We start from the raw sequence: 20,186 nt of genomic DNA on the forward strand, positions 1-20,186 counted from the left end.
AACAAGGAGAGTATCGGAATCCCGCGAAATGGCAATAGCATATTGCGGCGTACCCTGCCACTTCAGAGGTACGGGTGCCACGGGTGTTAATAGTTGACGTGGATTCGGGCGAAAGGTCAGGCGAAACAATAGGTGAAAGAACAAGAGAAAGACCAGTGGCGTAGAGCTGGGCCTATAATTTGGCGCATGCAATTAGTGCAACTACCATCCAGACAAAGCTGGTTTGGTAGCAGGGTTTTGACGGAAAGATAAGACAGGAACATAAGACGGAAAGATTAAGACGGGGCACATGTCCAGGCATCCAAGTGACATGATCGGTGCGACGAGTCTTGCACTTGTGCGAGGACGTCCCATCCTCGCTTTGGCCGGGCTCGCGTGGATGTTTTTGATTTCATTCATCTTTGCAGTGCGGGCGAACGCGATGCAACCGGTTTGTGGTTTTCATTCCCGGGAGATTGCCGCGCTGACTATCGCGCGCGCCGGGTTGCTGTGTACGGATGAACCGGTAGGAGGAACGTGTTCGCTGGAAAATGGTGAAACGGGGGATGGCGTGACTGTCGAGAATCGTCGTGCGCTCAGGCCAAAGCTGATTGTGATCGGTTTCATGGGCGGCAATGTGAGTGCGGGCAATCTTGTGCATCGCGAAGCTCTGCTTACCCGGAAACTTCAGGCTGATTATCCCGACTCAATTCATGCTGCTATTTTTGCGAATCGACATGGAGATCGCGCGCTCCGCTCGGTGCTGCAATTGCTGGATCAGGACGGGGATGGGCATCTGAGTGACGAAGAAAAGCGGGCTGCGCGGATCGTGATTTTTGGGCATAGCTGGGGAGCGTCGCAGACGATCACCCTTGCCGATCGACTGAACAGACTTGGGATTCCGGTGTTGCTGACAGTCCAGGTGGACAGTGTGCAGAAGAGGAATCAGAATGATGCGCGAATTCCGCCAAACGTGCAGGAGGCGGTGAACTTTTATCAGACTGAGGGGATGCTGCGCGGGCGCAGTTTAATCGTAGCCAGCGATCCGACGAAGACGATGGTACTGGGGAATTTCGAATCGAGCTACCGTCAAAAGCCGGTTTCGTGCGTGGGCTATCCCTGGTATGCGCGGGCGTTTATGAGGCCGCACATCATGATTGAAAACGATCCTCTTGTGTGGGAGAGGATTGAAGCGTTGATCCTGGAGAAGGTTTCTTAGGCGGGGTTTATTGCGGATGGTTTTGTAGTGGATTCGGTATCCCATCCCTGTGCGATGAATCTGCACAGGGATAGGGCTACCGGGTAAGTTGTCGATGCCTGAGTTGAAAGCTGCCGACTACTTTGCGGCTACGGCTTCGAGTTCTGTGAGGCGCTTGGCAAGCAGGCCTTCGAGCTTTTCGAGCGCGGCAGAGAAGCCATCGATGCCTTCCTTGAGCTTGTCAGTTGCCATGCGATCTTCTGCGTGCATCTTGACGAAGGTATCGTGGTCCACGGTGATCTTCTGGATGTCGAGAGTCTTCGCTTTTTCTGGATCGAGCTTGCGTGGCAGATCGCCTTGCGTGTCAGCCAGTTCGCCGAGTAGCTGCGGAGAAATCGTCAGCAGATCGGAGCCGGCGATCTCCTTGATCTCGCCGATGTTGCGGAAGCTGGCGCCCATCACAACTGTTTTGTAGCCGAACTTTTTGTAGTAGTTGTAGATGGTCGTCACAGACTGAACGCCGGGGTCTTCTGCGCCCTGATAGTCCTTGCCGGTGTCCTTCTTGTACCAGTCGAGAATGCGGCCAACGAAGGGCGAGATCAGCGTTGCGCCCGCTTCAGCGGCGGCGATTGCCTGGTGCAGGCCGAAAAGCAGGGTCATGTTGCAGTGAATGCCTTCCTTTTCCAGGATTTCGACGGCCTTGATGCCTTCCCAGGTCGAAGCTATCTTGATCAGCACGCGGTCACGGCCGATGCCGGCTTTGTCATACTGCGCGATGATTTCGCGAGCCACGGTGACTGTTGCTTCGGTGTTGTACGAGAGGCGGGCGTCTACTTCGGTCGAGACGCGGCCGGGAACGATCTGCAGGATCTTCTTGCCGAAGGCGATGGCCAATTCTTTGAATGCGAGGTTGGCCACGTCTTTTTCGTTGGCGTTATCGCCCAGTTCCTTGCGGGCATCCTGCAGTACTGAGTCCACGATGGGCTGATACTGGGGCATCTGCGAGGCAGCGGTGATTAGCGAGGGATTCGTTGTTGCGTCCTGGGGGCGAAATTTTTCCATCGCCTCCATGTCGCCTGTGTCGGCTACGACCACGGTCATCTCGCGCAATTGTTCCAATAAATTTTTCGACATAAGACCCTCCAGGGATGTATTTCGTTTTGTAAGCAACGTATTGGGGCGAAAAATCGCCCCGTTGCCTGCAAGTGTACGCCTCTTTCGACGCTAATTTCTGCGACGAAGTGGCACTTCTTTACGCTTCGGCATCAGTTTTCATCTGGCTGTACCGAGTTGGAAAGAATGCCGAGGCCGGGGATGCTCACTTCAACTACATCGCCAGAGACGAGCGGCCCCACGCCTGCGGGAGTTCCGGTCAGCAGCAGGTCGCCGGGCTCGAGCGTGATGGCCGCGGTGATGTATTCGAGGAGCGCGGGTAGAGAAAAGATGAAGTCTGCGGTCGAGCCGTGCTGGCGCAGTTCGCCGTTGACACGGGTTTCGATAGTGAGTTCGCTGTTGATTTTCAAGTCGGTATCGACGATGGGCCCGACGGGGCAAAAGGTGTCGAAGCCCTTGGCACGGGTCCACTGGCCATCTTTTTTCTGCAGGTCGCGGGCAGTTACATCGTTGGCGAGCGTGTAGCCGTGGATGTATTCGTTGAGATCATATTGGTTGCGATCATCGCTCGCGCGCAATTTGTAAGCGCGTTTGGCGATGACGACTGCCAGTTCGCCCTCAAAGTCCACGCGCTCAGACACTTTGGGCATGCGGATGACTCCGCCGGGCGGCAACAGGGAAGAGAGTGGCTTGAAAAAGAGGAGTGGTTCGGCCGGGACTTCGTTGCCCAGCTCCTTGGCGTGGTCGCGATAGTTGCGGCCCACGCAGATGATCTTGGTCGGCGTAACCGGCGGCAGCAGATTGACTTCGCTCATCTTTATCGCTTCAAAAGGCGCGAGCGTTTCGTCGTCATTCTGGATAAGCATGGCGGAGAGATTGGCCACGATCCAGAATTCGCCGTTGCGCTGCTCAACTTGACCGAGCTGTGGTCCGTTTTCTGTCTCAAACCGACAATACTTCACGACTTGCTCCTCATCTTTACCGCTGAATTTCTGTTGCTGGCAGCTTACGGATTAGGCACCGACTCCGTGGTTTCGGTTGAATGCCTGCTTTCGTGGCCAGTCATGTCGATTGCGCTTACGGCATAGCGGTATGTATGGCCCGACTCGACTGTCATGTCCCGATAGGACGGCCCGGAGAGTGGCTGCGCTGGGGAGATACGTTCCCAGGCGCCATCCTTGTCGGCCCGGTAAACGATGTAGCCTGCCAGGTCGGCTTCGGTATCGGGCTGCCATGAGAGATCGATAACTTTTTCATCTCCTGCGAAGACGGCTGCCAGTCCGGATGGAACGGCAGGAGGAAAATTGTCCACGACATCGGCGCGGACCGGGGATGAGACTGCTCCCGCTAGTTCAATTGTGTGCCCGTCTGCATGTCCGTCTGTGTGACCATCTGCGTGCCCATTGAGAATCAGGCGATCTATTCGCTGCGCAGTGTATTCGTAGGACATGCCGAATTGGGCGGTGGCGTCGATGGCTCCGGATTTCTGCCCAGTTTGCGGGGATTCGACGAGCAGGTCACGTTCGGGAGCCTCGGGCGGAGTGCTCATCAGGCCGCCGCTGCCGGATTTCTTTTCTTTCGGTTGCGGGGTAAGCAGCTTGCGGTGCAGGCGAATGGCGGTCTTGCCAGCATCTGTACTGACTACTGCGATTGAATCCCAGTGAAGGGCAACTCCGTCGGCCCGCACCTCGGCTTTTAGCCCTGTGACCTCGGGCGGCGCGGTACCGGCCAGTATGACGGCTTCATTGGAGAGACCGGCGGAGCGTCCTTTACGATTTTTTAGTTCGACGAAGTAGTGAATTGTGCGCGGCGCTCCGGTGATTAGGCTGCCTTCGAGCGTTTGCTGGAATGTTCCCGCCGAGCCAGGTGCGAGGGAAAGAACGCCCTCCTGCTGGCACTGGGATGGCAGAGGATCGGGCTTGGCCGGGGCTTCATTTATGAGGCAGATATGTGTCTCAATCAGGCCCTGGATCAGGAGACGGTCGGTGGTTTTTTTGGGTGTCGTCCAATGCAGGGTCACGGTATTTCCGGCTCTCTCTGCGGAGAGATCGACGACGAGCTGGGGCAGTTTGAGCGATGGAGGCTGAGGCGCAGCGGGTGTGCCGCATCCGCTAATCAAACCGATACAGGTCAAACTGATGCAGGCCATGCCAAAGGCCAGGACGGTAGTCGCCCGCACTGCTTCCGTTTTACGCAACTGTCCCGTGATTTCTAAGCCCACGCTTTTCAACCCCATGATTTTTAAGCCCATGCTTTTCAATCTCGTGATTCTTAAGTTTATCGAAGGGAACCGGCTGGGGGTGTATGTTGCGGGACTTTGGACGCTATTCCTTCTGCAAAGCGGCAGCGAGTGCGGTTTTGAGCGTGGGATGTTGAAAGGCGAATCCAGCATCCAGCAGGCGGGTGGGAACGGCGCGGGTGCTGGAAAGCAACGCCTCGTCAGCCATTTGGCCAAAGGCGAGGCGCAGCGCAAAGGCAGGTGCTGCGAGTATGGCGGGTCGGCGCAAGGCCTGCGCGAGTTCGTGCGTGAACTCCGCGTTGGTTACCGGCTGCGGTGAGACGGTATTGAATGCGCCGGAGATGCCCGGGTTTCTCAGTGCGAACAGAACTGCGGCGACGACATCGGATTCGCTTACCCAACTCATCCATTGCCTGCCGTTTCCCAGCGGTCCGCCGAGTCCAAGCCGGAATAAAGGTGCTAATCGCGCGACGATGCCGCCTTTGCCGATAGCTACTCCAAAGCGCAGATGGACGACGCGAATTCCGGCGTCCAATGCCGGGCGGCTCGCTGCTTCCCAGGCGGCGCACAGTTCAGGGAAAAATCCAGAGCCCCTCGACGAACTTTCATCCAGAATTTCATCTCCACGATCGCCGTAGAATCCTGTTGCGGATGCCGTGATCAGGACTGCGGGCGGTTGATGCAGGCGGGCCAACGACTCGGCCAGCAGCCTGGTGGAGTTGACGCGGCTCTCGATCATCTCTTGTTTGTAGGCCTTCGTCCAGTGCTGGGACGAGACGTTTGCCCCCGAAAGGTGAATGGCGGCGGGCAGTTCTCCCAGACATTTCAGGCCATCAAGGCGTGTCAGGTCTGGGATGGTCTTGTCCTTTGAGGGGTTCCAGCCAAGTTCGTCGGCAGAGGTGGGCTGTCGCCTTACCAGCTTGAGCAACGAATGTCCCTGCTGGATGAGCGCCTTGCAAATCGCGCCTCCGAGCATTCCGGAAGCCCCGCTGAGGAGTATCCGGCCATGCGTTTCTTCACTTTTCGGCATTCCGCCTCCGTATGCATCATAAGATGCAGTGCTGGATCTCATGCGGGATTTGGGGCGATTGCGTGAGATGGGAAAGTTTTTTGACTCCAGCAACAGAATTTCTACGTTTTGCATCGTACTCTATGGAGGCGAAGTTATCTGCCATGACCGACAAAGCAGCTCCAAGCCTGGATCCTCTCAGCCAGGAACCTATTACTACCCAAGTCGATTCGGCAACTGCCGAACAATTTATCGCGGAAAAACATATCGGCGAACGTATCAAGCGGCTTAGGCTCAAGAAGTCCATGGGCCTGGTTGAACTTGGCCGCCATACGGCGCTTTCGGCCAGCTTCCTGTCGCAGTTGGAGACGGGCCGCGTGGTACCGACGTTGAGAAATCTGGCGCGCATCGCCATGGTTTTTTCCAAGGATCTCTCCTACTTTTTTGAAAGCGAGCCGCAATCCTTATTCCGTGTTCATCGCGTCAAGGAACGCGTTCGTCTACCGCAGACGGGCGTTGACGATCCTACGTACTACTTCGAGAGTCTGGCGTACATGGTGCCCGATCGCCACATGGATCCCTATTTTGCTGAATTCGTTCCGCTGAAAAAGGCCCAGGATATTCGTCCGCATGTGCATCCTGGGTACGAGTTTCTCTATGTCCTGCAGGGGGAACTGGAGATTCGTCACGGAGATCAGGCCTCAACGCTGGAGGCAGGAGACACGGTTTACTTTGACGCCAGTACGCCGCACGCATATATCTGCGCAGGCAAGGTGGCAGCAATGGCGTTGATCGTGACGATGCACCAGCCGCCTCCGGCACAGCCAGCGATGCATCTGCGCCCGATGGGGACCTCGATTCCATCCAGATCCATAGCGGGAATGCAGCCCGGAATGCAATCAGGATCGCAAGCGGGAACATCCTCCGGAGGACCGGTCAGGGCTGCCTCGTCCCCGCTAGGTACTTCATCTGGTACTCCGTCTGGTACTACGCCGGGCACTGTGGGCCGGTAGTTTTCTGATTTCCAGTCGTCAGGCTGGGAATCAGAATAGGGCACGCGGAGATTGTTTGCGGTTGAATCGAAAGTTCTTTTATCTTCCGAGATTTTCGAAGTAAGTGGCTACTTCCGCCCAGCTTGATACGCGGGCAAAGCCACTTACCCCGAGGTTGTGGGGCGCGGAAAAGAGGATGCCTGTGCCTTCAAAACGTGCCAGATTTTTGGGTGTATCGTCGATCAGGTAATCGGCGCGCAAAATTCCTTTGTCTCCGCAAAAGACGTAATGCGTAGGCGGCAGAAAAGGGAAGTGGCGTTGCAACCAATGGTACTTCGCATTGAACGATGTTGGAACAGACATCGCGGAGGTTGCGATGTAGACCTCGAAGCGGTTAGCCAGATCGCGCAGAACTTCCTGCGCTCCGGGAAAGAGCGGCAGGTCAGCAAAAAAATCCTCCGCATCGAGAATGGCGCGTAGCTGCCCCTGGCGATCGTACGCCACTACATCCCACAGACCCTTGCCTTGCAGATCGTCTATCTCGATTGCCTCGCCGAATGCGGCGTTATATCGCCGCAAATGCTCGCCGAGTGTATCGGCCATCACTTCATCCATGTCCACACAGATTCGGAGCAATTAGACACCCGTTCCTTTTCGCTTGATGCTGTTACCGCCCATCGCAGCGTCGTGCGCATTTTCCATCAGCACGCTCCGCGGAGTCTTGGGCGAGGCTGTCTCCGCCTCCATCGCGGGATCGTAATAGAGAATGCGATTGCAGGATTCGCAGGGGAGAACTGCTCCGTCTCGTAACTGATTCCAGACCTGGGGGCGAATGCCCATGCGGCAACCGCCGCATTGTTGACCGGCGGCCCGCGCCAGCCCGGTTCCTTTGGCCCCGGCGATGCGGTCAAAGTGCGTCAGCCTGGCTCCGTCGTCGAATTTGGCGATCTCTGCTCGTAAAGCTTCTCGCTCCAGCTTCAGGGCGGCTAATTGTTCGCGAAACTCCAGATCCTGTTCGGCCACACGGGCGCGAATGAGTCCAACTGTCCCGGTTTCTGTGTCGGCCAGCTTGCCTGCGAGAATTTTCGCCTTTTCCAGGGCGGCTTCCAGCACTTCGGTGTGCTCCATGCTGGCCAGTTCGCTGTCTTCTAGGCGGCTGACCTCTGCGGCGGCGAAGGCGATCTGGTGCTCCAGCGCCTGGGCCTGGGTCGTATTCTGGGCGCTGTCTAACTGGCTGCGAAAGCGCTCTGATTTGGATTTGTGACCGGCAACTTCCAATTCAATGGAAGCTCGGGAAAGCTCCTCGCGTTTGAGACCTGCTTCGGCGTCTGAAACCTGTTTTTGCGCCGCCTTCAGCATGTTTTCGGCGGTGGCTACCTCGCCGGGGAGAGCCTTGAGCGCCGTGGACAGACGGGCTCGTTCGAGCTCCACTGCCTGTAACCGAACCAGTTGTTTTGTCTCTTTTGTAATTTCATTCATGAGTGCCACAAAGTGTAACAAAACGAAGCCGCCGCCGCATGTGGCAGGCAACGCTGCGTTCATTTTGAAGCGATGCGGCATTCATTTTGAGGCACCTGCAACCGGAAAGAACCTTTGTCCCGCCTTATTCGTCCCATTCTGTATGCGAACTGTCACCCTCGAAGAACACTTTGTCACCGAATCATTTTTGCGCGCCGTTCGCGCCCAGGGCCTGAGCGCACCCGTACCTGCGCAGATGGTCCAGATGCAGGCCAAATTGCTGGATCTCGGGGCCGGGCGCGTTGCCGCAATGGATGAAGTGGGCATCGATTATCAGGTACTTTCGCTTGCGTCGATGGGCATCGATTCGCTTGATGCAGCCAGCTCCACTGCCCTGGTAGCCGACGTCAACGATGAACTCGCCGAAGCCACCCGAGCATACCCAACCCGGTTGGGAGGATTTGCTACTCTGGCGCTCAAAGATCCCACGGCTGCTGCCGCCGAACTGGAGCGATGCGTGAACCGGCTGGGCTTTCTGGGAGCGCTGATTGACGGCACAACCGATGGCCTTTTTCTGGATGATGCCCGTTTTCTGCCTGTTTTCGAGGCGGCAGTTCACCTTGGCATTCCAGTGTATCTTCATCCTGCGCCACCTCCTGAGCCGGTGCGACAAGCTTATTTTTCCGGATTGCCGGGCGAGCTTGGCTATTTTCTGTCGATTGCCGGCTGGGGCTGGCATGCTGAGACTGGCCTGCATACGCTGCGCCTGATCGTTTCCGGCCTTTTTGACAAGCTGCCGGAGCTGCAACTGATCATCGGCCACATGGGCGAGGGGTTGCCCTATGCGCTGGCCCGGTCCAGCGGAGTGCTTTCGCACGTCGCGCCCGATTTGCAGCGGCCAGTGGCCGACTATTTCAAGTCGAACATTCACCTTACGACGAGCGGCTATTTTAGCCAGCCGCCGCTGCGTTGTGCGTTGGATGTCGTCGGCATTGACCGATTGATGTTCTCGGTAGATTATCCGTTTAGCCCCAACACGCGTGGCCGTGCCTATCTTGAGAGTCTGTCGGAAATGCTGTCATCCGAGGATCTGGCAAAGCTGGCTCATGGAAATGTGGATCGTCTGCTCGGTATAGGTTCCGCCGCACCGGAGCGCGAACTCCTGTAGATTGTGCATCAGGCTTATGCAACCTCTATTATTGAGTCTTCCATGAGTGCAGCTTCTCAGACCTCTCCGATGCCCGTGAACGTCTCAAGTCCATCCACGACGACGGTCTGGAAGCCCCGCGCCAATCGCTGGGCAATCGCGCTTACGGTCACCCTGGCCACATTTATGGAGGTGCTCGACACCTCTATCGCGAATGTCGCGTTGCCTCATATCGCCGGTGGCCTGGGCGCCTCGGCAGATGAAGCAACATGGGTGCTCACGAGCTATCTGGTGGCCAATGCGGTGATCCTGCCTGCTTCGGCGTACCTGACGACATTCATAGGGCGTAAGCGCTTTTACATGATCTGTGTGCTGTTGTTCGGCATCAGCTCGGCGCTTTGCGGGCTGGCTCCATCGCTGCCGCTGCTCATCTTTTTTCGTATTTTGCAGGGAGCGGGTGGCGGAGGTCTGGCGCCCAGCGAGCAGGCTATCCTGGCCGATACCTTTGAGCCTAAGGATCGCGGCAAGGCTTTCGCTGTGTATGGCATTGCCGTGGTCTGCGCGCCTGCCATCGGACCCACGCTGGGCGGCTACATCACGGATAACTTTGACTGGCGCTGGATTTTCTTTATCAACATCCCTGTCGCCATTGTCTCGCTGTTTCTGACCAATCGGATCGTTGAAGATCCACCGCATATTGTTCAGGAAGTGAAAGCGATGCAGAAGAAGGGGCTAAACCTCGACTTCCTCGGCTTTTTCCTGTTGGCAATTGGATTCGGATCTCTGGAGTTTGTCCTCGACAAGGGGCAGGAAGACGATTGGTTCGGTTCCCGGATAATCACTTTCTTTGTTATCACCTGCGTGACCTCGCTGGTGACACTCATCCTGTGGGAGATGCGCCAGATTCGCACTGGCCAGAAGCCGATTCTCGACCTGACTCTGTTTCGCGGGCGGAACTTCTCCATCGCATTTCTGCTGATGTTTGTGCTTGGATTCTGTCTCTTTGGCAGCACTGTCCTGATTCCGCAGTTTGTGCAGTCGCTGCTTGGGTATACGGCGGAACAGGCCGGGCTGGTGATCAGTCCGGGCGGGTTGGGCATTATCCTGCTGATGCCGCTGGTCGGCTTCCTGGTGGCGAAGGTAGATGCGCGCATCCTTGTTGCTTACGGCTTTTTCTCATGCTCGGTTGCGTTCTTTGCCATGCTTAATCTGAACCTGGATGTGAGCTATGGCTACGTGGCCACGCTGCGAGTCTTTCAGGCGTCAGGCCTGGCTTTTCTTTTCGTGCCGATCAGCACCATATCGTTTGCCGGAGTACCTCCGAATAAGAACAATGACGCCAGCGGGCTTACAAACCTGGCGCGTAATATCGGTGGCAGCGTTGGCACTGCCTTTCTGGTTACAGTGCTTGCTCGTCGGGCGCAATTTCACCAGCAACGGCTGGGCGATCATCTGACGCCGAATACTGGAGCGTTTCAAAATTCAATGTCCCTGATGGGCCGGTATCTGCATGACAGGGCAGGCATGGCGTATTCCTTCATGCAGGGGCGTAGTATGGCGCAGGGCACTGTGATGCGGCAACTCGTCATTCAATCCACGATGCTGGCCTACCTGGATGTCATCAAGTGCTTTGCTATCGCCATGGGATGCATGATCCCGATCATCTTTTTCATGACCAAGGTAAAGGGTGGTCGCGGCGGCGGAGTCCACTAGCTCTCAACTCCGCTGCGATACACTTCCCTCATGGCAGGCGGGCAGATTCGGTTGTCTTTGCTGCCTCAAATCCCGCCTCGTACGTGCAGCCTGCAGGCGTTTTTATATTGTTGATTCAGGAGAAACCCCGCGTTGATTTCCGCCCGTTTTCGTTCCACCTTTCCGCTCCTTGGCGCACTTGCTCTCGGTGCCGTAACTGCGCCGCATGTTGACGCGCAGACCCCTACCCAGACCACAGCCCAAAGCACAACGAAGAAGCTCACGGTCGAAGAGATTTTTGCTCACGGCTCATTGTCCGGTGGCGCGCCAGAAGGCCTGACCTGGTCGCCGGATGGCCAGCACCTGACCTATATCGAGCGGGGAGAGCTACTGGACCTGGACCCGGCTACCGGCAAGCCAAGTACCCTGGTCAGCCGTGAAAAGCTGGCATCGCTCACCAGCAACACGGGCAACGAGAAGGATCGCGATCATCGCTCTCGTTACAGCATGGCGAGCTATCTCTGGGCGCCCGACTCAGCTCATCTGCTCTTCGACTCCAACGGCAGCCTCTGGCTCTATGACTTGAAGACCGGCACGGGCATCAACATTGGGTCCAGTGGAACTGGTTCAGGCGACGACCCTAAATTTTCTCCGGATGGCAGGCTGTTGTCCTTCATCAAGGAGGATGACAAGCAGCATGGCCTCTATGTGATCCACCTGCGCGAGCCGGGCACCCCTGTTGTAGCAACGGCGGTATCGACAAGTCCTGCTGTTTTGAATGGCAAAGTCGACTGGGTCTACGAAGAAGAGCTGGACGTACGCAGCAACTATTTCTGGGCGCCTGACTCCAAGAATCTCGCGTATTTGCAGATGGATGAGACCCATGTGCCCGAGTATCCCATCACCGATTGGATTCCCGTACATCCTACCGTCGACAAGCAGCGGTTTCCGCAGCCGGGTGATCCGAATCCTGACGTTCGCGTTGGCATCGTAGCGGCGCATGGCGGCAAGACAAACTGGATCAAATTGCCGATCAAGCCTGGCGATGATTACATCCCTCGCTTCGGCTGGGTCAATAGCAGGGTTGTGTGGGTCGAGACATTGACTCGCGATCATAAGCATTTGAATTTGTACTTTGCCGATATCGCCAGTGGTCAATCGAAGCTTGTGCTGGAACAGAGCGACGAGAAATTCTTCGACGAGCAATACGACGTCCATGTTTCGGACAAGCAGATTGTTCTCACGAACTGGCAGGATGGTCATACGCATCTCTATCTCTACAGCTATGACGCGGCCAATCCGCTTGCAGGGGCTGCGAAGCTGGAGCGCCAGTTGACCAAAGGCGACTTCGATGTGGAGGAAGTATTTCGCGTCGATGAGGATCGCAAGGCGGTTTACTATTCTTCGAACGAAGGCAATCCCACCGATGCACAGATCTGGCAGGTAAGTTTCGATGGGGAACGCAAGCAGTTGACGATGGAACCCGGAGTTCACACTGCGAGCTTCGCACCAAGTGGCAGGGCCTATGTGGAGCGCCACTCCACACGCGCAACGCCGACGAAGGTCAGCCTTTGCCAGTTGGACAGCAAGTGCAATCTCTTCTGGTCGACGAAGGCCATGGATACCTATCATCTGCGCGCTCCCGAAGAGTTGCAGGTCAAGGCCAGCGACGGCAGCATTCTCTATGCAACGCTGCTTCTTCCCGAGGGAGTAACAACGCCGGCCAGTGTCCCGCTCATATTGAATCCGTATGGCGGCCCAGGTGCGCAGAACGTCCAGAATCATTGGGGCGGCGATGGCCAGCTCTTTGATGAGTTACTTACGCAGCATGGCTTTGCCGTATTGCATACAGATGGCCGCGGCTCGGGTCATCGAGGCAAGGTATTTGCGCAGGCGGCATATCATAACTTCGGACCGGTGCAGTTTGAAGATCAACTTACCGTAGCGGACGCTGTTCTGGCGAAATATCCACAACTCGATTCCAAGCGGCAAGGCTGGTGGGGATGGAGCTGGGGCGGTACGTTTACGTTGTATGCACTTACGCATTCCGACCGCTTCCGCGCTGGAGTTTCTGTAGCTCCGGTGACGGACTGGCGTAACTATGACTCTATCTACACGGAGCGTTACATGAGCCAGCCTGCAGAGTTTCCGGCCGGCTATAAGGACTTCTCCGTCGTTAACTCCGCAGCGAATCTTAAAGGCCATCTGCTGATGATTCATGGCACTGGCGACGATAATGTGCATCTGCAAAACACCGTGCAGTTTGTGCAGCAACTTATCGTGAACAACATTCCTTACGACCTGCAGATTTTTCCGCGCAAGACACATTCCATTGCCGGTACTGAGGTTCGTCCGGAACTGTATAACCGCATCCTGATGCACTTTGAAGAGTACTTGAAGTAGCCCGCAGCCACGGGAGAAACATCGGCTGGCGAAGCAAAGTAAGTAAGTGAGTTATCCAACTTGAATACACCGGGCACGGACGAAGATTCAACTCGTCCGTGCCCGTATAACGTTAGGCGATTTTGAGCCGGCGATTCGATCTGGATAACGGTTCGATCTTCGGTGTCATTCCAAAGCCGCACTGATATAGCCGCCTAGATATGTCGGGATGAGCCATGTCGCGATGAGCTACGTAGCAATGAGCCATGTAGCGATAAGCCATGCTGCGATAAGCGAAAAGAAAAGATCAGTGCTGGGAGATCAAGCGCAGGTGTAAAGCTCCTAGTGGAGCGATTGAATATAATTCCGCACACCGCTGGCGAGTATCTGTACTCCGATGCAAAACGAGATGAAGGACGAAAGCCGCATGAGGACAGTCGTGCCGGACTTGCCAAGCATGACCGCAGCGGTACGCGCCCAGCGGTAGCAGATATACACGAGCAGCGCGATCACTGCGCAACCGATGATAGATGCAGCGAGAAGATAAGGAGAGATAAACGAGGCCGCGTGGAGCTCGTTCGGCAGATGCGCTCCCAGTGCTACGGCCACAGAGATGGAGCCGGGGCCAACTGTGATCGGCAGCGTATAGGGATAGAAGGCCTGATTCAAAACTTCTTCCTGATTCGGCGTGGCCGCGCTGTCTTTCTGCGCGTCCTTAGTCAGCAAATGCCAACCATTCGCAGCGACGATAATTCCCCCGCCGATCTGCACTGAGTAGAGCGAGATTCCGAAGAACGAGAGAATTTTGCCGCCGCACAGCATCGATACGAAGAGCAGCACGAAGCTGTAGACCGCGATTCGCTTGGTGAGCTTTCGCTGCAACTCCAAATCGAAGCTGCCCACCATCGTAAGGAACACGGCTGCACTCCCGATCGGATTCACAATCGGAAACAGTGCTGCAATTACCAGCACGGATGCCTCAATTAACGTCGAAGCGTGATTGTAAAGTCCGTCAAAAAAAGGCATCGAAAATCCTCAGAGGTAGAGTCCATCTCAAGTCTAAAGGCAAAACATCCACGTGTCAGGATTGCGAGCGGTTGCCTTTTTCATGTAGCGGGAATATGCGTAGGCTCAGCCGTTACGGGCCTTATGCCGTCAGCGGGTGCTGCATCGCAGCGCTTGAGAGCAAGGGCTGTACAGCCTTGCGCGGCCCACGCTTGCGAGCACTCATCACGCGGATGCGTTCGATCAGTTCCGCCGGAGTGCAGCAGCCCTTGGCGAGGAATGCGTCTGCCTGGTGTGTACGTTCGCCTGCGCGAACGGTGTCGCTGGTCAGGATCATCGGCACTTCAGGAGAGATCTCTTTCAAGCGGCCAATCAGCATGTTGCCGTCCATCTGGGGCAGTCCCAGATCGGTTAAGACAAGATCGATCTGCGTCGAGGAAAAAACGGAGATTGCGTCATGCCCGTTGATCGCGGTGTAAACACGATAGCCACGGGTTTCCAGTAGAAACTTGCGTACGGAGAGGGTTTGCTCGTTGTCGTCAACGCAGAGGATCGTCTTCTTTGGTCGCATGAGAGTTGGGGGTCTCCTTAGGGGGAACGTTTCTGGATTTTTGTCGGTGCGCTTTACGCGTTACGTGGCTGAAACATGTTTGGCAAATCTGCAATCGCATCCACGCACATGGCGATGGGGAGCGGATGGTACACAGTTACAAGAGCGCGGGTCGCATGTTTCGAGACATAGCTTTCCCGTCTGCGCTGTGGGCACAGTTTCGCTTAGCCTGTGGCTGAGGATGGTTCCAGCCCATGATGCTTAAGGCAGCGGCAAATAGAAAAACAGAACTACAATTGCCTATGGTCCAAGCAGTTTTGCCAGTGTCGTCCCGCTTCATTCTGATGAGGATTGCACTGACACAGCCTGCTTTTACCGTGAGACAAGCAGAGTATGTGTTCGTCTACTCAACGTCAGTTTGTAACTGAAAATTTGTTTATGAACCTTGGCAAGGTCAGCCTTCGTGTCCGCTCAACTCTTGCAACGTTTCCGAGATTACGGGTAGCGACACATGCGTGCAATGGAGAAGAATAGGCGAAAATCGGCTGTGAGAAACTTCTGGATTTCTGGGTAACTGGGTTACATGCCATGTTGGCAAGCACTTGCCGTGTGGACAGCCTGTTGAAAGCATGTGTATCACGGCAGGAAAAGCTGACCCTTTGCAACAAGAATAGTGCTACCGCCGACGCGTACATCCGTCACACGGATTTCTTTTGACGCAACATTCCTATTCGCTCGCAGAAAGATGTGGCTTGGTCGCTGCATCTCGACTCCCTGTCGCAGATGCACGGTTTGATCCGATGCCACCACGCCGTGCTTCACAAGATAGCTGATTGCACATCCAGCCGCTGAACCAGTAGCAGGATCTTCTCCGCCGCTGAACTGTAGCCGTGCCCGCCAGGCGAGTTCCGCAGGGCTTCCCGAGGCTGTGGGATCAATGGGGTCTTCCGGGCCCAGCACGTAGAACCAACGCGCACCACGGGCCTTTAAATAAGCCGCAGACTCCTGTTGTCGAACGCGCAGTTTCGTTAACCCCGCCGCAGAGCGCAATGGCACGATGGCAAAAGCGGTACCGGTTGAAACAACCTGAATGGGCCGGCCCGGGGCGAAGTCCTCAACCGCGAAGCCCGTGAGTGCGGCAACTTCGGCGTGATCCAGTTCCTGGCCAAAGGTGGGATCTTTTTGAGTCATCTCGCCGCGTACCGGCCACGCGGGCGCATCCGGCTCCTGCACGTCGAATCGAACCGGAACGGCTCCGACATTCAACGCCAGTGTGACCGTATTGGCCAAGACGCATTCCGGAGCGATCGAGCGTAACAGGCTCGCCGTGCCAAGCGTGGGATGCCCTGCGAATGGCAACTCCTCCTCGGTGGTAAAGATGCGGACGCGCACTCCTTCGCGCTGCTCCACACGGGGTTCGCGGCGTTCAACAAACGCGGTCTCGGAGAGATTTGTTTCGCGAGCGATTGCCTGCATCAGTTCAGTGGTCAGGTTGCCGGGATTGAGCACAACGGCGAGTGGATTTCCAGTCAATCGCGTCTTCGTGAAAACATCCAGCACAAAGTAATCCAAAGTTCCTATCGCTTCCGTCGATTTACTCAAGACTTGACACCTCCGGGCAATGCCTCTAGTCTACGAATAATCCGTGAAGCGCGCTGCAAAAGGTGCTTCGGGTGTCACTAGAGGTCGTAATGAAGATGTCAGCCCAAATCGCAACTTGTCTCCGCTGCTGTCGTTGCAGTGGTGAGCGGGCGTGTTGCCGGGGCTAGATTCAGAGTTAGAATCGAAACTCAACGCCCCACCCGCAACACCAGCGAGGTGGGATTTTTATTTAGAGTAGGCCTTACCCGCCATGTGTGAGTAAAATCACGATGGCAACCTGAGCACCGGTGGCGAAGTGGCTAACGCGCTGGTCTGCAAAACCAGTATTCATGGGTTCAAATCCCATCCGGTGCTCCATATTCTCAACACTTACGGTTATTTCGAAATTTTGGCCAACACGCGATAACGTAAGGTGCGCTCAAAACAACCCAAGTCGCGCTACCTTTATTTGATTTTTGCCAGCAGGCGGCCAGTCGCTCTTCGAAGCCGAGTAAAGATGCCAAGCTGACTTAGTCCACTTGCGCTCAACGTTCCCTCAGTCCAATAGCCGAGATCGCTGCTCGGCCTAAGCCAATCCGTCAGTCTGAGGCTGCGAGCGACCGGCTTCATTTCTGATCCAGTTTGCCCATCCACAAACAAAAAACCTTCGAAACTAAGCCCGTCTCCCCGGGTGGGCCGGCTGAGAAACCGCCTGAAATTTTCTACCGCCACTCCGCTGGACGGTACAACAGGGCGGCCGGCTGCTCGGCCAAGAGCGACGATATTCTCAAGAAACGCGTCGACCGTTGCGTGTTGTAGCGCGATCTTTTGTCGAGTCTCAGGCGGATATGCCTCGCCGAAAAGAGGGCGCGCCACGCCATGCGAGAATTCAAATCCCGTGGTTGTCGGATGATCTGCACTGAGCGCCGCCTCGAAAACATGGCGATATTGATCAAAGAAAGCCACAAGTTCCGGGTGCTCTGGAGCAGCGACGAACCCCCGAAGGTCGTCGCCTTGCGCCTGACTAAGGCGACGAGAAAGACAGAGATAAAGGCCTAGCATCCTCGTCGGCCGGAGTCCCGATTTATCCAGCAAGGTTCCGAGGGAGCGCTGCAGTCGCCCATTCCAGCCTACGTCCACCAGTGCAACATCGCGCCTTGCTGCAAAGCCCTCTTGCAGGTAGTAAGCATTCGCAGGCTCGAATGCGCGCCTGATACTTGCCGTGAACGCATCGGCAAACAGCGGGCTCCGAATAACCTCAGCGAGAAATTGGCGCTCTCGTAGGGGAATGTCATCATCAGGTCCAACTGTAATGCGCTGGGCTGCAGCACCCATGACAACATCCAGCGTCAGGCCAGCTCGTTCTGCGATCGTTCGGAGGGTTAGCTGTGGAGTGCCTTCAAGCAGCCAACTCTCAGCATCATCAACTGTCTTGCATCCGGGAAGATGGAGTGCCTGACGCGATGCATAGATATAGTGGCATCGAAGCTCCTGGCCGCTTTCTGCAACCAGCCTTGAGCAAATCCTAAAAGGCAGTTGCCCATCGCGAGCAAGAAAATACACGTCATGGATTCCTGCCTTCTCGCATGATCGCATGATCCAATGCACAAACGAATGAAGAAGCGGACCTATTACAGACGCAAACGATTCGATGCTCGCCCTGTCTGCTGGAGAGCTGTCGCTACGGATCAAGGACAGGCGGGTCGCACGGCTTGCGCCAGCGATTAGCGATGCATCACCGCCCTGCTTTGCCAACGCCATCTCATATGTGTTCAATGCCGCTTGCGCGAAGTGTTCAGCGATCAGCCCACTTCGGCGAGCTTGGCGAACGTCGGAAAATAGGTTGTCGCCAATATGCGACCGCAGCTCCGGATAATCCGTAGTTACTTTTTTCCATAGACCCCCGCCCGATTTATTCACGCCCGTCGCACCAGAAATGAGTACAGCGCCAGGCACGACGCCGGGGATGAACTGCTCCAACACTCCACGATAATGGTGCTCGTCGTGATACATGTCTGAAACGATCAAGTCTCCCATTTGGAATTGAGACGCTATTGCCGTCACGGGTGCGACCAAAGAGCGCTCGAACTCGAGTTCAAGTAAGCGTGCCTTCTCCTTCAGTTGCGAGGGGAGAGATAGGTGGTCGTAAATATCCGCATACGTAACCTCACCGCCAAGGGCTTCACGAGCTTTGGTTTCCGCTGCAATGCGCATCGCTCGAAACTCTGGGATGCCCAGTCGCTCGCCGACCAGCGAAAATATGTCCGCCGGATCTCCAACCAACCGGGTAACTAGCGTGTCATAAAAGTCAAAACTTTTCATCGACCGTAACTCGCTGAGCGGGCAGTCCGTTCTTGATGTAGCGTTGCACATACCAAAAGTAGGGGAAGCCGGTTACTAGAACCTGACTCACAATAGATCCGCAGATAACCCCCGGAATGCCGATTCTGCGGGTTAGGTAGACGGAAAGGACGATGTTCATGAAAGCCCCTATGACTGCAATGATCACTTGGAAGCGCACCACAGACAGTCCGTTCAGGAATACGGCCACGGTTGAGCTTATAGAGGACAGCACCCCCCACAGTCCCAGCGCCACCAGGAGAAATGTGGATGGATGGATACTTTGGCCAACCCATAGACGGATGATCACGCTACCAAAAGTAACCAGAACTGCACTTATCGCGACGGACACGCCAGTAACGATGAGGAGGGAGCGAAGGAGGGTTCTTCGAATCCAGGCATCGTCGCGCCTCTCCAATGCCTCGCCGTAGGCAGGCCATAGAGGCGCAACGATAAAGGAACTTGCCAGAGTTACCAGACTAAAAAGCCTGGATGGCACCGAGTACTGTGTCACCGCTTCCGGTCCCAGAATCCTCGCGATGACAATGTTATCCGAGGAAAAAGCGATCGCGCCCCCGAGTTGCAATATCAGAAAAAGAAAACCTAACCGCAGGAGGTTCTTCAGCACCACGGCCTTGACGCTCCGCCAGGATGGGAACAGCCACGGACGTCGAATGCAAAACTGGACAACGCTATTCAGCGCAAGAGCAAGAATCGGCGCACCGGCCATAGCCAGAACCAGAAACGACAGGGAGCCCCGAAGGTGGATGACAACGAGTAGAAAAAGGAGAGCGAAGATACTTCCAAAAGCAGCCCAGAGGTTGGCGGCAAGGCCCTCCTGATATCCAGCCTGCACACGACTGACAATTCCAGCGGGAATGCTCAGGAGAAAGCAGGCTGCGAACACGGCAACTGCCGGACCAGCCTCAGCCAAAGCTTGCGGTGACTGGACGCGGAAAAACGTCCCCCAGGGAATCCATGGGTAGGCAATGGCGAAGGCAATGCCTAGGCAAAGAGCTACGAGGGTCAGGAGAAAGAACGCGCTGGAAACATATTCCTTTGCCAGTTGCTGATCGTCTCTCCCATTCGCCTTGGCAATTCCATTCATCAGGCTGTTATTGATGCCAAGGTCGGAGAAGCCGAGAACCCCGATCACCGCACTGATCGTCATCCAAAGGCCGTACCGTTCCGTGCCCAGGTAATGAAGCGTCAGAGGAACGGACACAAAAAGCGTCAGCGCCATGACGGCCTTCACCATCCCAGACGAGATTGCCGTCAGGGCAGCACGACGGTATCTCTCCTGCGAGCGTCCTTCTGCCGTACCGGTCTCAAACGGCCGGAGGCGAAACAGTTTCATCGTACGCTTGATGCGAGAGGACGCGTTATTCAATGGGGCTGTTTTGTCCTTTAATGAGTCCGTATTCACGTGTTCCCAGAATCCTGACTCTATCCATGATCACGTCGCAAGTAGAAATTGTCGCGAAAGCAAGAAGGGCAAACG

At 55.8% G+C, this 20,186-nt stretch carries 16 protein-coding genes and 1 tRNA gene; 6 read left to right on the forward strand and 11 right to left on the reverse strand.

The annotated features are described in order from the left end of the window. Positions 1–289 precede the first annotated feature (289 nt). A complete protein-coding gene (locus OHL19_RS14730; RefSeq protein ID WP_263358479.1) occupies positions 290–1,198 on the forward strand; it encodes a hypothetical protein in 909 nt (302 codons plus the stop codon). Positions 1,199–1,315: 117 nt separating this feature from the next. Here OHL19_RS14730 and OHL19_RS14735 read toward each other — a convergent pair whose 3' ends face one another. The 4 genes from OHL19_RS14735 to OHL19_RS14750 form a co-directional block, all read right to left on the reverse strand. After that, a complete protein-coding gene (locus tag OHL19_RS14735; RefSeq protein WP_263358480.1) occupies positions 1,316–2,311 on the reverse strand; it encodes a transaldolase in 996 nt (331 codons plus the stop codon). 131 nt (positions 2,312–2,442) lie between these two features. Continuing rightward, complete coding sequence (locus tag OHL19_RS14740) at positions 2,443–3,252, reverse strand: fumarylacetoacetate hydrolase family protein (RefSeq protein WP_263358481.1); 810 nt, start codon at positions 3,250–3,252, stop codon at positions 2,443–2,445. 44 nt (positions 3,253–3,296) lie between these two features. After that, a complete protein-coding gene (locus OHL19_RS14745) occupies positions 3,297–4,541 on the reverse strand; it encodes a fibronectin type III domain-containing protein (RefSeq protein WP_263358482.1) in 1,245 nt (414 codons plus the stop codon). A 73-nt stretch (positions 4,542–4,614) separates the two neighbouring features. Next, positions 4,615–5,559: a TIGR01777 family oxidoreductase gene (locus OHL19_RS14750; protein WP_263358483.1), complete on the reverse strand. Its 945-nt coding sequence runs from the start codon at positions 5,557–5,559 to the stop codon at positions 4,615–4,617. 143 nt (positions 5,560–5,702) lie between these two features. Between OHL19_RS14750 and OHL19_RS14755 the strand changes: the two genes are divergently transcribed. Beyond that, positions 5,703–6,551, forward strand: a complete 849-nt coding sequence (locus tag OHL19_RS14755) for a helix-turn-helix domain-containing protein (protein ID WP_263358484.1) — start codon at positions 5,703–5,705, stop codon at positions 6,549–6,551. A 78-nt stretch (positions 6,552–6,629) separates the two neighbouring features. Here OHL19_RS14755 and OHL19_RS14760 read toward each other — a convergent pair whose 3' ends face one another. Together OHL19_RS14760 and OHL19_RS14765 are read right to left on the reverse strand one after the other, a co-directional pair. Continuing rightward, on the reverse strand, positions 6,630–7,166 hold the full coding sequence (locus OHL19_RS14760; protein ID WP_263358485.1) for a 5' nucleotidase, NT5C type: 537 nt from the start codon (positions 7,164–7,166) through the stop codon (positions 6,630–6,632). Further along, on the reverse strand, positions 7,167–8,090 hold the full coding sequence (locus tag OHL19_RS14765; protein ID WP_263358486.1) for a zinc ribbon domain-containing protein: 924 nt from the start codon (positions 8,088–8,090) through the stop codon (positions 7,167–7,169). It lies immediately after the preceding gene. Positions 8,091–8,151: 61 nt separating this feature from the next. Between OHL19_RS14765 and OHL19_RS14770 the strand changes: the two genes are divergently transcribed. The 3 genes from OHL19_RS14770 (at position 8,152) to OHL19_RS14780 (ending at position 13,230) form a co-directional block, all read left to right on the forward strand. Then, positions 8,152–9,156, forward strand: coding sequence for an amidohydrolase family protein (locus OHL19_RS14770; protein WP_263358487.1), 1,005 nt, complete (start codon positions 8,152–8,154; stop codon positions 9,154–9,156). A 42-nt stretch (positions 9,157–9,198) separates the two neighbouring features. Beyond that, complete coding sequence (locus tag OHL19_RS14775) at positions 9,199–10,848, forward strand: DHA2 family efflux MFS transporter permease subunit (protein WP_263358488.1); 1,650 nt, start codon at positions 9,199–9,201, stop codon at positions 10,846–10,848. A 132-nt stretch (positions 10,849–10,980) separates the two neighbouring features. Next, a complete protein-coding gene (locus OHL19_RS14780) occupies positions 10,981–13,230 on the forward strand; it encodes a S9 family peptidase (protein ID WP_263358489.1) in 2,250 nt (749 codons plus the stop codon). A 321-nt stretch (positions 13,231–13,551) separates the two neighbouring features. On the opposite strand, the gene OHL19_RS14785 is transcribed toward OHL19_RS14780, so the two are convergent. The 3 genes from OHL19_RS14785 to OHL19_RS14795 all read right to left on the reverse strand — a co-directional run bounded on the left by OHL19_RS14785 (position 13,552) and on the right by OHL19_RS14795 (position 16,366). After that, a complete protein-coding gene (locus OHL19_RS14785; protein ID WP_263358490.1) occupies positions 13,552–14,235 on the reverse strand; it encodes a MarC family protein in 684 nt (227 codons plus the stop codon). 121 nt (positions 14,236–14,356) lie between these two features. Then, a complete protein-coding gene (locus OHL19_RS14790; protein ID WP_263358491.1) occupies positions 14,357–14,785 on the reverse strand; it encodes a response regulator in 429 nt (142 codons plus the stop codon). A 615-nt stretch (positions 14,786–15,400) separates the two neighbouring features. Then, positions 15,401–16,366, reverse strand: a complete 966-nt coding sequence (locus OHL19_RS14795) for a PhzF family phenazine biosynthesis protein (RefSeq protein WP_263358492.1) — start codon at positions 16,364–16,366, stop codon at positions 15,401–15,403. Between the two features lie 281 nt (positions 16,367–16,647). On the opposite strand from OHL19_RS14795, the gene OHL19_RS14800 reads away from it, so the two are divergent. After that, positions 16,648–16,723: transfer RNA gene (locus OHL19_RS14800), tRNA-Cys, on the forward strand. Positions 16,724–16,810: 87 nt separating this feature from the next. Here OHL19_RS14800 and OHL19_RS14805 read toward each other — a convergent pair. After that, complete coding sequence (locus OHL19_RS14805) at positions 16,811–18,667, reverse strand: hypothetical protein (RefSeq protein ID WP_263358493.1); 1,857 nt, start codon at positions 18,665–18,667, stop codon at positions 16,811–16,813. Beyond that, positions 18,654–20,042: an oligosaccharide flippase family protein gene (locus tag OHL19_RS14810; protein WP_263358494.1), complete on the reverse strand. Its 1,389-nt coding sequence runs from the start codon at positions 20,040–20,042 to the stop codon at positions 18,654–18,656. Before OHL19_RS14810 ends, OHL19_RS14805 begins: the two co-directional genes overlap by 14 nt. Between the last annotated feature and the right edge of the window lie 144 nt (positions 20,043–20,186).

Origin of the sequence: Acidicapsa ligni (genome assembly GCF_025685655.1) — a bacterium.
GTDB lineage: Bacteria > Acidobacteriota > Terriglobia > Terriglobales > Acidobacteriaceae > Acidicapsa > Acidicapsa ligni.

What these genes read in the sequence shown, in the direction of transcription:
- OHL19_RS14730 (WP_263358479.1), top strand. Translation starts at nt 290, where the DNA reads ATGTCCAGGCATCCAAGTGACATGATCGGTGCGACGAGTCTTGCACTT.
- OHL19_RS14735 (WP_263358480.1), bottom strand. Translation starts at nt 2,311, where the DNA reads ATGTCGAAAAATTTATTGGAACAATTGCGCGAGATGACCGTGGTCGTA.
- OHL19_RS14745 (WP_263358482.1), bottom strand. Translation starts at nt 4,541, where the DNA reads ATGGGCTTAAAAATCATGGGGTTGAAAAGCGTGGGCTTAGAAATCACG.
- OHL19_RS14750 (WP_263358483.1), bottom strand. Translation starts at nt 5,559, where the DNA reads ATGCCGAAAAGTGAAGAAACGCATGGCCGGATACTCCTCAGCGGGGCT.
- OHL19_RS14755 (WP_263358484.1), top strand. Translation starts at nt 5,703, where the DNA reads ATGACCGACAAAGCAGCTCCAAGCCTGGATCCTCTCAGCCAGGAACCT.
- OHL19_RS14765 (WP_263358486.1), bottom strand. Translation starts at nt 8,090, where the DNA reads ATGCCGCATCGCTTCAAAATGAACGCAGCGTTGCCTGCCACATGCGGC.
- OHL19_RS14770 (WP_263358487.1), top strand. Translation starts at nt 8,152, where the DNA reads ATGCGAACTGTCACCCTCGAAGAACACTTTGTCACCGAATCATTTTTG.
- OHL19_RS14775 (WP_263358488.1), top strand. Translation starts at nt 9,199, where the DNA reads ATGAGTGCAGCTTCTCAGACCTCTCCGATGCCCGTGAACGTCTCAAGT.
- OHL19_RS14785 (WP_263358490.1), bottom strand. Translation starts at nt 14,235, where the DNA reads ATGCCTTTTTTTGACGGACTTTACAATCACGCTTCGACGTTAATTGAG.
- OHL19_RS14790 (WP_263358491.1), bottom strand. Translation starts at nt 14,785, where the DNA reads ATGCGACCAAAGAAGACGATCCTCTGCGTTGACGACAACGAGCAAACC.
- OHL19_RS14805 (WP_263358493.1), bottom strand. Translation starts at nt 18,667, where the DNA reads ATGAAAAGTTTTGACTTTTATGACACGCTAGTTACCCGGTTGGTTGGA.
- OHL19_RS14810 (WP_263358494.1), bottom strand. Translation starts at nt 20,042, where the DNA reads ATGAAACTGTTTCGCCTCCGGCCGTTTGAGACCGGTACGGCAGAAGGA.